Annotated in this window: 12 protein-coding genes; 6 read left to right on the top strand and 6 right to left on the bottom strand. The window is 62.5% G+C overall.

Annotated elements, in window-relative coordinates:
- Positions 1-78: 78 nt before the first annotated feature.
- On the top strand, positions 79-999 hold the full coding sequence (locus EK373_RS27570; protein ID WP_129647809.1) for a LysR family transcriptional regulator: 921 nt from the start codon (positions 79-81) through the stop codon (positions 997-999).
- Between the two features lie 12 nt (positions 1,000-1,011).
- Here EK373_RS27570 and EK373_RS27565 read toward each other — a convergent pair whose 3' ends face one another.
- Both EK373_RS27565 and EK373_RS27560 read right to left on the bottom strand, forming a co-directional pair.
- Positions 1,012-1,431, bottom strand: coding sequence for a DUF4168 domain-containing protein (locus tag EK373_RS27565; protein ID WP_129647807.1), 420 nt, complete (start codon positions 1,429-1,431; stop codon positions 1,012-1,014).
- 149 nt (positions 1,432-1,580) lie between these two features.
- Positions 1,581-2,558, bottom strand: coding sequence for an AraC family transcriptional regulator (locus EK373_RS27560; RefSeq protein WP_129647805.1), 978 nt, complete (start codon positions 2,556-2,558; stop codon positions 1,581-1,583).
- Positions 2,559-2,659: 101 nt separating this feature from the next.
- On the opposite strand from EK373_RS27560, the gene EK373_RS27555 reads away from it, so the two are divergent.
- On the top strand, positions 2,660-3,064 hold the full coding sequence (locus EK373_RS27555) for a nuclear transport factor 2 family protein (RefSeq protein WP_129647804.1): 405 nt from the start codon (positions 2,660-2,662) through the stop codon (positions 3,062-3,064).
- 7 nt (positions 3,065-3,071) lie between these two features.
- On the top strand, positions 3,072-3,458 hold the full coding sequence (locus EK373_RS27550) for a VOC family protein (protein WP_129647801.1): 387 nt from the start codon (positions 3,072-3,074) through the stop codon (positions 3,456-3,458).
- 26 nt (positions 3,459-3,484) lie between these two features.
- On the opposite strand, the gene pdxR is transcribed toward EK373_RS27550, so the two are convergent.
- A complete protein-coding gene (gene pdxR / locus EK373_RS27545; RefSeq protein WP_129647799.1) occupies positions 3,485-4,918 on the bottom strand; it encodes a MocR-like pyridoxine biosynthesis transcription factor PdxR in 1,434 nt (477 codons plus the stop codon).
- Between the two features lie 74 nt (positions 4,919-4,992).
- Between pdxR and EK373_RS27540 the strand changes: the two genes are divergently transcribed.
- Positions 4,993-5,586, top strand: coding sequence for a hypothetical protein (locus EK373_RS27540; RefSeq protein WP_198683695.1), 594 nt, complete (start codon positions 4,993-4,995; stop codon positions 5,584-5,586).
- 4 nt (positions 5,587-5,590) lie between these two features.
- On the opposite strand, the gene EK373_RS27535 is transcribed toward EK373_RS27540, so the two are convergent.
- Positions 5,591-8,377, bottom strand: coding sequence for a glycoside hydrolase family 2 protein (locus EK373_RS27535; protein ID WP_129647796.1), 2,787 nt, complete (start codon positions 8,375-8,377; stop codon positions 5,591-5,593).
- A gap of 183 nt (positions 8,378-8,560) precedes the next feature.
- Between EK373_RS27535 and EK373_RS27530 the strand changes: the two genes are divergently transcribed.
- Together EK373_RS27530 and EK373_RS27525 are read left to right on the top strand one after the other, a co-directional pair.
- Positions 8,561-9,259, top strand: a complete 699-nt coding sequence (locus EK373_RS27530; RefSeq protein WP_129647793.1) for an alpha/beta fold hydrolase — start codon at positions 8,561-8,563, stop codon at positions 9,257-9,259.
- Between the two features lie 68 nt (positions 9,260-9,327).
- Positions 9,328-11,385, top strand: a complete 2,058-nt coding sequence (locus EK373_RS27525; protein WP_129647790.1) for a hypothetical protein — start codon at positions 9,328-9,330, stop codon at positions 11,383-11,385.
- Here EK373_RS27525 and EK373_RS27520 read toward each other — a convergent pair whose 3' ends face one another.
- Both EK373_RS27520 and EK373_RS27515 read right to left on the bottom strand, forming a co-directional pair.
- Positions 11,386-11,874, bottom strand: a complete 489-nt coding sequence (locus EK373_RS27520; protein WP_129647788.1) for a carboxypeptidase-like regulatory domain-containing protein — start codon at positions 11,872-11,874, stop codon at positions 11,386-11,388.
- Positions 11,843-12,559 carry a DUF4198 domain-containing protein gene (locus EK373_RS27515; protein WP_129647786.1) on the bottom strand — a complete coding sequence of 239 codons (717 nt, stop codon included), beginning with the start codon at positions 12,557-12,559 and terminating at the stop codon, positions 11,843-11,845. The genes EK373_RS27520 and EK373_RS27515 overlap by 32 nt, the downstream gene beginning before the upstream one ends.
- Between the last annotated feature and the right edge of the window lie 5 nt (positions 12,560-12,564).

The raw sequence follows: 12,564 nt of genomic DNA, 5'->3' as shown, positions 1-12,564 counted from the left end.
GGCCCTCATCCGGCAACACGATCTGGACTATTGGCTCTATCCGTGAAATGAATAGAGCACCCCGGGCGATACATCTCTATGAGCGAACTGGACCTGAATCTGCTTTACGTGCTGGTGGCGCTGGATGACTGCCGCAGCGTCAGCGACGCGGCTGTGAAGCTGCGCCGAAGTCAGCCTGCGGTCAGCGCGGCGCTTGGCAAGCTGCGCAGCTTCTTCGATGACCCGTTATTCGTGCGCATCGGCAACAGCATGCAGCCCACGCCCCGAGGCCGGAGCGTCGTCGGCTCGGCACGCGTCATTCTCGGGCGCATCGGCGCCGATATCATCGCGACGCCGGTCTTCGATCCCGCGACCCTGACCGGGCCGATCTCGCTGGCCATGTCCGACGTGGGCGAGATCGTATTTCTTCCGAAGCTGCTCAAGGACCTTCGCCGGCTCGCGCCTCAAGCGAGCATCAACGCGGTCAGCCTGCCGGCGGCACAGATCGCTGACGGGCTGGAGTCCGGGACGGTCGATCTGGCGATGGGCTACTTCCCCGATCTCAAAAAGAACAATTTCTTTCAGCAGGTGCTGTTCACGGACGGCTTCATCGGCCTGCTGCGCGCCGACCATCCGCTGTCGACGAAGAAGCTCAACCTGAAGCAGTTTCTGCAGCTGGAGCACGTGGTCGTGCGAGCCGAGAGCCGCAGCCAAGAAGTCATCGAAGGTTACTTGAAGCGCAAGCGCATTCAGCGCCGGGTCGTGCTGACTACGCCCCACTTCGGCAGCGCCCCGGTGATCGTTGCGCAATCCGATCTCATGGTCACCGTGCCGGAGCCGCTCGCTCATTATTTCTCAGCCGCGTCGCCCCAGGTTCGCGTCGTCGGCCTGCCCTTTCCGTCGCCGCGAATCCCATTGCGGCAGATCTGGCACCGCAAGTTTCACCACGACCCGCGCAACCGCTGGCTGCGAACGCGGACTGCGGAGCTGTTTCAGGCCCCGACTCGAGAGGGTCTGTAATCAGGCAAGACCTCAGATGGTCCGGCGCTTCTCGACACGATCGGCGATCCTGCGGCGCACGTCGTTATCGAACGCTGCGACCTCGGTGATCTGATTGAATTCGTCGAGCTTCAGGCCGCTGCGTTCGATGGCCTCGATGATCGCGCCTTCCGCCTTCTCCTTGATGGCCACGGCAGCCGCTTCATTTTCTGCTTTGTCCAGCTGCGCTGACGCCTCGACTTGAATCTGTTCGATGTCCAGGAATGCATCCGCATACTGATCGAGCTTCTTGTCTTCGAGCGGCGCGGCGGCTGGCGGCACGGGTGTTGCGGACGGCGGAGGCTCCTCTTCATTCGGCGGCTGCGCAACCGCCATCGATCCAGAACCAGCGACCAACGATGCCGCCAGCAGGAGAACGGACGAAGTCCTTGGGAAGGATGTTACAGAGTTCATGAGCGGAGCCCTCCGCTGCGGCGTCACGCCTTTCCAACCCAGGAATACTCCGACGCGTGCAGGAGTTCCGCGGATCGACACCCGCCGATCCGCACACGCTGTCACTGACGGACTACCGGAACTTGAATTGCCGACGCAAGTCGGGCGCTCTAAGTCGCGTGTCCCGTTGGCGCTTTGCGCTCCCGTCGATAGCGGGCCGGGGGCATTCCGAATTCTCGACGGAAAGCGCGACTGAACGCCGCTTCCGATTCGTAACCTACGTCATACGCAACTTGCAGGACCTTCCGGTCGGTAGTCGTCAAGCGGCGCGCAGCGAGTTGCAGCCGCCAGCGCGCCAGATAGGCGAGCGGCGATTCACCCATGAGTTGGACGAACCGATCGGCCAGCACGGTACGCGACGTTCCGCTCTCCCGAGCGAGATCGGGCAACGTCCATGCGCGCGCCGGCTCACGGTGCAGCAGGGCAAGCGCCTGCCCCACTTTCGGATCGCGTGCAGTGGCGAGCCAGCCGGTGCGCTCGGCCGGCAACTCGTCCATGTAACGACACAAAGTTTCCACAAACAGCGTCTCGGCCAGCTTCGCGAGCACCGCCATGCGGCCCGCACGTGGCGGATCGATCTCGCTCACGCAGTGACGTATTGCGCTTTCGATCCACGCGCCGGCCGGGCTGCTTCGCACGTTGACCTTGAAAATCGGCGGCAAGCCGCTCAGGAACGAGCCCTCGGCGTGACGTTCGCAACCCAGGTAGCCGCAGATGATCTTCGTCACGGCTCCAGTGCCGCCCCACTTCTCGGCGGCCAGCTCACCTTTGGCGAGCCGCGGCAACAGGCGGGCTCCAGGAAACAGCTTGGAAGTTCGTCCGTTCCACATCTCGTGAGCATCGCCTTGCGGGAACACGACGATGTCTCCCGCCGTGAGCGCCACATCATCGTGACCGGCGGCACGAGCGGTGGCTGCTCCGTCGGTGACGAGATGAAACAGAACGAGCCGCTCACTCTCGGGTGAAACAATGGGGGCCACCTTGTCCTGCGCCGGCGTAGCGAAACGCCACGGCGCAGAGAACTCGCCGTTGAAGAACAGCGCACTCGTGAGGCGCACGGCGCGCATGGCTTCTGTCAGTGCATCCATCCAAATCCAGCCGCTGCAAAGAACTCAGGACTCTCGATCAATTCCAGCCGGGCGGCCCTCGGCACACTCTCTCCCAGCCAACGAGGAGTATAGGAGAGACCATGAAAGCCCAGCCATCCCACACGTTACAAATCCTGCAGCGCTTCAACCAGGCCTTCATTGAGCACAATGGGACGCTGCTCGATGATCTGATCGCCGAAGACTGTGTCATGGAGAGCGTGGAGCCGGCTCCAGACGGAACACGATACGTCGGACGCAGCGCTTGCCTGGACTTCTGGCAGAAGCTGGCGGCCAACCGCGACGGCGCGTTCACTGCGGAGGACATCGTCGCTTTCGATGAGCACGGTTTCATTCGCTGGCGCTATCGCTTCGGCCCCGGGATGTCGCAGTCGGTACGCGGTGTCAATGTCATGCGCGTGCGCGACGGTCGGGTCGTGGAGGCCTGCGGCTACGTGAAGAGCGGCGACGCGCCGGCGGCGACGGCAGTGCGTAGTGCGACGAAGTGAGCGCGAGATGCAAATCCGACATGTGATCATCAAGGTCGACGACCAGGACAAGGCGCTCGCGTTCTACACGAGCGTCTTGGGCTTCAGGAAGTCTCGAGATCGTCGCGGCCGCACCCGGTGGCTGACGGTAGCCTCGCCGAAGGGTCCCAAGGGCGTCGAGCTCGTGCTGGAATCGAACGCCTTCAAACCGGCACGGGCGGCGCAAAAGGCGCTTTACGATGCCGTCTTTCCGGCCGCCATACTATCGACGAACGACGTCGCCGCCGAATACCAACGCTTGAAGGGCCTGGGCGTCAAGTTTCGCGGCAAGCCGAAAAAGGTGGGATCGAGCAGGTTCGTATTCTTCGATGACACGTGCGGCAACTTCATCGTCTTGCTTCAGAACGAAGCGTGAGCGGCCCTGGTTCGAAACTCTGTGGCTCACAGCACCTGGCGCAAGCGCCGGATACCCTCGCGGATGTCTGCCTCTTTCATGCGCGAATATCCCAGAATGAAACCGTTCCTGGCGGGCTGCGTCAGAAAGTACGGAGATATGCCGTAGATTCCCACCCCGAGCGATGCGGCCGCTTCAACCACGGCGCGCTCGGCGATGCGTCTATGGGACCACAGAACAACGTGAGCGCCGGCACCATAACCTGTCACTTGAACGCGGTCGCCGAGATATCGTTCGACCGCGTCCAGCATCACCTTGCGGCGGGCGGCGTTCCTCCGCCGAACGCGACGCAGATGACGTTCGTACATTCCACTCGAGATGAACTCCGCCAACGTTTCCTGTTCCAGAGTGGCGGTGTGCCGATCGCACAGCCATTTGGCTGACGTGAACACCGCGGTCAGCGACTTGGGAGCGATGAGATAGCCGATCCGCAGCGCGGGGAAGATGGTACGCGAGAACGTCCCTATATAAATCACGCGTCCGTCGGCATCCAAACCTTGCAGCGATTGCAGTGGCTGCTCCTCGTAACGAAACTCGCCGTCGTAGTCGTCCTCGACCACCAAAGCGTCGGTTCGCCTCGCCCAATCGAGTAACGCAAGCCGCCGCGCAAGCGGAAGGATTGCACCCGTCGGAAACTGATGTGACGGCGTCACCAACGCGATGCGAGCCTTCTCCGGAAGGGCGGCGGGATTCAGCCCCTCTGCATCGACCGCAACTGGCAGCAACCGAGCGCCGATACTACGCAGAACCTCGCGGCCGCCTTGATAGCAAGGGTTCTCCATCGCGACTCGATCGCCACGCTCGACCAGCACCCGCGCGATCAGATCCAAAGCTTGCTGGGAACCGCTGACGACGATCACCTGCGATGGCTCGCACACCACCGCTCGAGAGCGACGCAGGTGAACTGCCAGCGCCTCGCGAAGCGCGAGGCTGCCGGCTGCCGGTGCGTAATCGAGCTCGCGCACCGGCGCCTTGCGGGCGTGACGCAGCAACATGCGACGCCATGTTTCGAACGGAAACAGTTCGATATCGCTTCGGCCGTAGGCGAAATCAAATCGCAGCGAGGTCGGCCGCCTGGCGGGAATGGCTATGTTCGGCCCAGCTTCAACCAGCGACCGACCGTAGCGCGACAGCTGCACACTCGCGCGACCGGCACGGGAGCTGGGCCGGCCAATACCCAGCCCCTCCGCCACATAGGTCCCCGATCCCGCTCGGCCGCGAACAAATCCCTCGGCCAACAACTGCTCATACGCGAGCACCACGACTGTACGCGAAACATTCAGATGCTCCGCCAACTCCCGGGTTGAGGGCAGGCGCTCTTTGCTTTTCATTTCGTCGCGCAAGATGGCCTGCCGGAACCACAGGTAGATCTGCCGCGAGAGCGGCTCGCGGTCGTTTAGAAGTGGTATTACGAATGACACGGGGAATGGACCTTTGAAAGGGCCACAGTCTACGGCACGCTCTCGATAATGAGCACACCGACGCGGAGGTCTGCATGAGCTCTCACAGCAGCGTTCTTCTGACATGCACACTCGCGCTGATGCTGCTGCCATTGCCCGGCATGGCCCAGCAAAACACAGGAACATCGGCAACGGACGTACCATCTGCTGCCGAGAGGCGCGATGGGGGGCATGACTTCGATTTCGCCATCGGCACGTGGAAAACGCAGTTGAAGCGTCTGGTCAAGCCGTTGACCGGCTCCACAACCTGGGTGGAGCTTCAGGGGACCACGGTCGTCCGGAAGGTTTGGGATGGTCGCGCCAACCTGGCCGAGCTCACCCTGGACACTGCTGACGGCCCGATCCACGTGCTGTCGCTGCGCCTCTATAACCCTCGGGCCCGCCAGTGGAGCCTCAATGCCGCCAACGCCAGCGGCGGTACTCTGAGCGTGCCGACGGTCGGAGAGTTCAAGGATGGGCGCGGCGAGTTCTACGACCAGGAGGTCTTCGAAGGCCGAACCATACTGGTTCGCAACGTCTGGTCGGACATCACCGCGGACTCGTGCCGCTTCGAACAGTCGTTTTCCGATGACGGCGGCAAGACCTGGGAAGTCAATTGGATTGCGGTGGACACGCGCGTCAAGGACTGAAACATCACTGCAGATAGATCAGAACCCGCCCCCGCTGCGAGCCGCTGAGCGTCCGCGGCTGAGATTGAGGGCCGAACAGTTCGGGCTTGCCGAACTTGGAGCCCATCGCAGGGATCACGGACAGCATCGAGACGCCCACATCGGGCAGCTCGAGGATGGGGCGCACGCCGCCAGGCGGACGATACAAACCAAAGTAGGGAATGCCGCTGGCATTCTCGACCGTGATCGCGCCGGAATCGGTTTGCAGCGTGAGCCACTGCCAATTGGAAAAGTAACCGGAGAACTCTGGATAGTTATAACTTTCACCTGGAACCGCGGCGTTGTACGCCACCTGATGCAAGTCCAGCATCCCTCCCTGCAATCGATTCTGCCAGACGCGGTACGGCCCGTTGCCGACCCATCGCTTTTGCCGCACGGATTTTTCTGGCACGTCGAAGCTCACGCCGAACAGCGTGGTGGTGCACTCACAGGCCACTTCGTAATCGACAGCAATCGCATCGCCTGCGCGCGACCATACAACGCTGCGCAGGATTCCATCGTAGGTCCCCCGGGCGATGACTCCCGGCTCCAGCCCTTGCGTTTCCAGCTTCAAGAGCCGCGACTCTGGCGCGATGGGCAGGAACTTCTTGCCTTCACGACGATAGGCCAATGCGCGCGGACCATTGCCCAGCGCATAACTGCGACCGTGCTTGCGTATGTCGGTGAGAACGCCGCTGTCGCGCGAGAAGGTCAGCTCGAATGGCGCGCTGACCACTTTAACTGTATCCGCATTAGCTTCGGCGGTCGCTGACGAGAATGCTTCTGCGCCCGCCGGCTTTGCGGCGTCTCGATTGTTGGGGACGGACCAGGTCCATAAGTGCTGGCCGCTGCCATCGAACGCGGCGAGATGCGCGACATTGAAATCGGCGCGTCCGTTGAGCTTGATGGGAACTTGCCACTGTTTGCTCGAGCCCGCCGCAAGTTCTGGACCCTGCACCTGGCCGGAGAGCACAACCTCGCGCTTGCCGGTTGGCGTCGCCGCGCCGGGCAGCTTGATGAGCTCCCATCTGAACCGGGTCTCGCGCAGATTGGTGAACGAGTACCGATTGCTCAACTGCATCGCCAAACCCTTGGGCGTGAGCGTCAGGCTCTCGACCTGCACCGGCGACCACAATTCTTTGACGGTGAAGTAGCTCCCCTCCTTCTCACCGTGCGGCCCGACGATGCCATCCGGCGCAAAATCCTCCTGGCTGTCGATGCGGCCACCCTGGTCGGAGCGACGCACGCCTTCGTCCGCCCATGCCCAGAGAAATCCGCCGCCGACCGTCGGGCTCGATGACATGACTTTCCAGTAGTCGTGCAGCCCGGCGCCCGCGCCGCCATCGTAAAGGGCGTGCAGGAATTCGGTCGGCATGAAGATGTCAGGACCGGCGCTCAGCTTCACCGTGCTGTCGTAGTTCTCGTAGTGATCGGTATTGATGCCGCTATGAATGGCCCAGGGGTGCAACACCGGCCGGCGCTGCGGATCCCAGCGATCGAACTCGCCGTCGACCTCTCGATTCCAGCCGCCTTCGTTGCCGTTGTCCCAGAACAGGATGCTGGGATGATTCACATCCCGTCGCACGATCTGACCGATGAGGCGCGCGCCCGTGGGTGTGTCGTATGCCTGCTGCCACCCGGCGAGCTCGTTCAACACATACAAGCCGAGCTCGTCGGTAGTGTCTAGAAAATGCGGATCCGGCGGGTAATGCGACATGCGCACGGCATTCATGTTCGCCTCTTTCATGGCGCGAACATCGGCAACGCTGTTTGCCCGGCTCATGACGCGACCGGTCTCCGGATTGAAGCTGTGTCTATTCACGCCCTTCAATACGATCTTCCGGCCATTGAGATATAAGCCGTCGCGCGGTCTCACCTCGAAAGTGCGGAAGCCAAAGCGGGTCTCGAGCTCATGCCCACCCTGGAAACGTACCTGCAGACGATACAAATGAGGGGTCTCCGCGCTCCAGGTACTCGGCTTCGAGACCTGCTCTCGCAGAATCGCAGGGCCCTGCGATGGCTGATCGATGCGACGCCAAGTGGTAACCGCCCGCCCCGCGGCGTCGACAATGCGGCCCTGGAGGCTTTCGCCTGGCGACGAGTCGCCGCCCAAATAAACTTGCGCATATAGCGATCCATCGGCGCGCGCATCCACGGCGAGCCGATCGATGTGCCGGGCAGGTCGTGCTTCCAGCCATACGGGCCGATAAATGCCACCGAAAGTCCAGTAGTCCCCGCGTCGCTCCGCTCGATTGACACTACCATTGGCCGACTCCTTGTCGACCTGCACCTCGAGCAGATTCGGTTGATCGAAGCGGACCAGGCCGGTGATGTCATATTCGAAACGGTAGAATCCTCCTTGATGCACCGGGCCCGCACTCTGCCCGTTGACCCGTACGGCGGTGTCCGTCATCACTCCTTCGAACACGATGCGCACTTGCTGATCCCGCCACTGCGCAGGCAACGTGAACTCGCGGCGATATTCGCCGCGCTCCTTCGGAATCGCAGCGTCGCTGTCGGGCTTGCCACGAACGTGCACGCCGTACAGATAGGCCCCGAAGCCCTGCAGCTCCCAATTCGAGGGCACGGGTATCGGCCGCCACTCGCCCGCACCTCTTCCTTGGTCGAGGCGAAAATCCCAGTAGACGGGTGTCTCTCCATCCTCGCCCGTGGCGCTCAAGGGGAGGACCTGGGTGGGCTGTGCGTCAGCCTGAGCCGTTGCCGCTAGAAATAACGTCGAGAACAGCAAACGATCCAGGGGTGTGCGCTTCATGGCGAAGGCATCTATCACGCCCGCGCCGATGCGAGCAATTGTCAATGTTGGATCGACCGATGCAATGTCTGCATCAAACTTCGGGCAGACGCCAGGTGTGTGCGCCGACAGCGGAGGATTCGGCGATCCTTGCCTTGCAACTTGCACGCCGCGCTCGTTACGCTGAGTCAAAGGAAACTCACCGTGCCAGAACGACTGCCTCTCGTATTGTTGCCCGGCCTGTTGTGCGACCAGCGGCTGTGGCGCGATCAAGCCCGGGATCTCGAAGACATTGCCGAGCCGGCCATCCCCGATCTCACCCTCGACGACAGCTTGAGCGCGATGGCCAAACGCGTCCTCGACGCCGCGCCCGATCGGTTCGCACTGGCCGCGCTCTCGATGGGCGGCTACGTGGCGTTTGAGATCCTGCGCCAGCAGCCTCGACGAGTGACGCGACTTGCGTTGTTGGATACGAGCGCTGCGCTCGACTCGCCGCAAAGAGTGACGCAACGATTGGCGGGCATTCAGTCGCTCAAGCACGGGCGCTTCTTCGGCGTCACCACTCGCATGCTGCCGCAGCTGGTTCACGCCGGGCACGTGCACGGCCCAATCGGCGCCGAAGTCCAGGCCATGGCGAAGCGCGTCGGCGGCGATGCTTTCCTGCGCCAACAGAACGCCATCTTGAATCGGCCGGACTCACGGCCCTTGCTGGCTTCGATCGATGTTCCAACGCTGGTCGCTGTCGGCGACTCGGACATTCTCACGCCGCCCGAGGATGCCGAGGAAATGCATCGGCAGATTGCAGGCTCGACGTACTACGTGTTCGCTGCGTGTGGCCATTTGCCGCCGATGGAAGCGCCGGAGGAGACATCGAAGCTGCTGCGTCGCTGGCTGCTTGAATAAATTTCATGGCGCGACGAGTGACCGCTAACGTATAGCGCCGGATCGCGGGCCGGCGCATCATCGCCCGCATGATTCGCCTCACTGCATTCATCGCCGGCGTCATTGCGACTGCCAGCTGCGCGACGGCCCAAACACAACCTGCCTCGCCGCCCTCCTTACGCTTCCAGATCGACGAGGGGCTCAACATCAACAGTTTCTTGCGCGAAGGTCCCGTGGCTGCGCACTTGTTACTGCGATCAGGCACGGACCCGCGCATCCTCGTCGCCTTCCCCGCTGGCAACAGCGGTGTGGGTCTCTGGTTCGGCAAGAGCGAGCAGCCGGTCGAGTGGCGGCTCTCGAATCAACCGACGGCGGCGCACGAAAAAGATTCGAAAGGTCGGCCGCTTCACGGTGTCGAAGCGGAAGTCACCGTCGATACCAACAAACTCGATATCCACGAGGCGGTGCTGTCATCAGTGCGCGTGCTGCGTGACTACCAGGCGCTGGGCACGATGCCGAATGAAGTCGCAGCGAAGCCGAAGGTCAGCGCCAATCACATCGTTTGGGAGCGCTCCAGGCTCGATGGTGCGCCGGGGTATCGGCTGTCCATCGAAGCACTCGACGGCGCGCGAGTCTCGACTGAATCCATTACTGGCGCGAACGACAGGCTCAGACTGAAAGTCGTCGCGTTGACCGGCGAGACCCCTCTAACCCCCATCGACAACACGTCGCTGCTGACTGCCACGGCCGCTCGCGACACACGCGCACGCGACGTCCTCGCCTTTCTGAGCTATCGCGAGAAGTACCTCGCCGGCTCGTGGCGCTTCGACACTTACTTCGGCCGCGACAGCTTGATGTCATTGACGCTGCTCGCTCCAGTCCTGCAGCACCTGGCGATCGAGAGCGGCATCGGAGCAGTTCTCACTCGGCTCGCCCCGAACGGCGAGGTCGCGCACGAAGAAGATATTGGTGAGTTCGCCGTACTTCGCAACGTCAAAGAAGGTCGCGGCAAGGTCGACACGCCGATCTACGACTACGGAATGGTCGATGACGACTTCATGCTCGCGCCTCTGACCGCCGATTGGCTGCTGGAGAACGAAGGCCGGACACGCGCGCCCAAGTTCCTCTCGCAGAAGAACGCCGCCGGCCAGCGACAAGGCGATGCGCTCGTGAAGAACTTGACTTGGGTGGTGGGGCGTAGCGCCGCCTTCGCTGCGAATCCCAAGCCCGCGAATCTCGTTGGCTTCAAGGAAGGTCGCATGACGGGGCAGTGGCGAGATAGCGAGGAAGGCCTGGGCCGCGGGCGTTACGCTTACGACGTGAACGCCGTCTTCGTTCCAGCCGCGCTCGACGCGATCGATCGTCTGCTCGAGAGTGGCTTGATCGACACTTATCTGAGCGACGCTCAACGCCGCACGCTGCAAAAGGCAGGAACTCAGCACGACGTCTGGTCCAGCAAGGCGCCACCGATGTTCGTAGTGACGTTACCTGCGAAGCTGGCACGAGACCAGGTATCCGCTTATGCATCAGCAATCGGCGTAGACGCCAAGCAGCCGCTCGCCGCGCTCGACAGCGGCCTGCGCGAGCAGTCTTTGACGTTCAATGCACTGTCGCTCGACGCCAATGGCCAACCGATTCCCATCATGCACTCCGACGATGGCTTCGCGCTGTTGTTCACTCAGCCGACGGCTGCACAACTGCAACGCTCGATCGACGCGATCATGCGTCCGTTTCCAGCGGGGCTGATGACGCCGGCCGGCTTGCTGGTGGCCAATCCTGCGTTTGCCGATCGAGACACGCAGTCTCGGTTCGGCAACTCGGCCTATCACGGCACAGTTGTCTGGTCCTGGCAGCAAGCGGTGCTCGCGGCTGGGCTCAGTCGTCAGCTGGCGCGAAATGATTTGTCAGCAGAGCTTCGCACGCAATTGCAGACGGCGCGCGCTCAGCTCTGGAAGGCGATCGATGCCACCAACGCGCTGCGCTCTTCGGAGCTTTGGACGTGGTCGTTTGCGAATGGTCAGTATCGTGCCGAGGCGTTCGGACAACACAACACGCACGCGGACGAATCGAACGCAGCTCAGCTGTGGAGCACGGTATATCTTTCGTTCCGGAACGGGGAATGGCTGGGCGCGAAGCGCGCGCAGTGATTATCGATTCGCGGCCGAGCCGGCCGCAGCACGCCGGCGTGTGACCACGACCGGCACGAGCGATGCGAGCAACAGGAAGCCGATGACCGCCCACGCCGGCGGCATCCAGGATTGTTCTTCAGCCGCAGCTGTCATCTCGATGAGTTCCGGGCGCGCGTTCGCGCGGGCGTCGATCTCGATATCCACACCGTGCCCTTCGGCGGCATAGGCGGAGACGCGATAGCGATGACCGTCCACGACCGGAAAACTGAACTTGCCGGCATCGTCGGTCTCGCCCGTAACGGCAGTCGCGCTCTGAGTCGACAGATCGAGCAGCTCGACGGACTCGCGCACGGCCAGTTCGCCGTTCGAGTAGTACACCGTGCCTTCGATCTTATCGGCGACGTGCTTGGCGTCGAGCAACAGACCGTGCGCCGCCGCCAGGCCCGGCAGCAGCAACAGCAGGCACGCGAACCACTCACTTCGCATCGAACCCAAAGGAATATTCATAGCTCAGCTCCGTATATCGGGGGTTGCCAGCGACGGCAATGCGTTTGCCGGCCCACAGCCTGTTGAAACCCTGCTTCGGCACGAAAGCCGCGATACCCTCGGCATCGGTGACTGGATCTGCCGCCGTCCCTTCCTCGCCATGGCCCAGCTTCACACCGGCGACGGGCTTGCCATCCTGGAGCACGCGAACGCGGAACGGCTGACCGGCCACCGGCTGCTGCGCCGACAAAGGAATGACCTCGAACGGCTGACCGAGCATCCTGGTCACCAGCGGCGCCCACTCCACGACCGTCTTGTGATATTTGACGGCGTAGGTCGCGCGCGTGGCGCCTGGTACTTCGTTCATCGGCTTCTCGACGCTCCGCCCTGTCGGCGGTCGCGAATGAATGCCGTTGTCGAAGTGCATGGAGATCAACACTGGCGAGCCCGCAACGTGCAGGCGCACGCCATCGGCGGTCACCTCTTGCTCGAGGGCGAGTTTCTTGCCCTGCTCGTCGAGCGCGTCGATCTGCTTGATCTTCTCCGGCTGGTACGTCTCGAGCTTGCCGGCATGACCGCCGAAAAAAACCCGGAATTCGCCCGGCGTCTGCGGCAGGGACTCGAGCCACACCGTGTGCGCCATTGCACTGGAGGCACAGCACGTGAGCATCGCGCAGAGAATCAGCTGGCGTGATCTGGCGAACATATCCC

The organism is Peristeroidobacter agariperforans, assembly GCF_004138335.1.
Taxonomy (GTDB): Bacteria; Pseudomonadota; Gammaproteobacteria; order Steroidobacterales; family Steroidobacteraceae; genus Steroidobacter; species Steroidobacter agariperforans.
The sequence above is the reverse complement of the archived record's forward strand: the minus strand, read 5'-3'. Positions and strand labels throughout refer to the sequence as shown.

Bases quoted from the DNA above. Each gene is read 5' to 3' on its own strand.
- EK373_RS27550 (WP_129647801.1), top strand. From the start codon at position 3,072: ATGCAAATCCGACATGTGATCATCAAGGTCGACGACCAGGACAAGGCG.
- EK373_RS27540 (WP_198683695.1), top strand. From the start codon at position 4,993: ATGAGCTCTCACAGCAGCGTTCTTCTGACATGCACACTCGCGCTGATG.
- EK373_RS27535 (WP_129647796.1), bottom strand. From the start codon at position 8,377: ATGAAGCGCACACCCCTGGATCGTTTGCTGTTCTCGACGTTATTTCTA.
- EK373_RS27560 (WP_129647805.1), bottom strand. From the start codon at position 2,558: ATGGATGCACTGACAGAAGCCATGCGCGCCGTGCGCCTCACGAGTGCG.
- EK373_RS27515 (WP_129647786.1), bottom strand. From the start codon at position 12,559: ATGTTCGCCAGATCACGCCAGCTGATTCTCTGCGCGATGCTCACGTGC.
- EK373_RS27520 (WP_129647788.1), bottom strand. From the start codon at position 11,874: ATGAATATTCCTTTGGGTTCGATGCGAAGTGAGTGGTTCGCGTGCCTG.
- EK373_RS27555 (WP_129647804.1), top strand. From the start codon at position 2,660: ATGAAAGCCCAGCCATCCCACACGTTACAAATCCTGCAGCGCTTCAAC.
- EK373_RS27525 (WP_129647790.1), top strand. From the start codon at position 9,328: ATGATTCGCCTCACTGCATTCATCGCCGGCGTCATTGCGACTGCCAGC.
- EK373_RS27565 (WP_129647807.1), bottom strand. From the start codon at position 1,431: ATGAACTCTGTAACATCCTTCCCAAGGACTTCGTCCGTTCTCCTGCTG.
- EK373_RS27570 (WP_129647809.1), top strand. From the start codon at position 79: ATGAGCGAACTGGACCTGAATCTGCTTTACGTGCTGGTGGCGCTGGAT.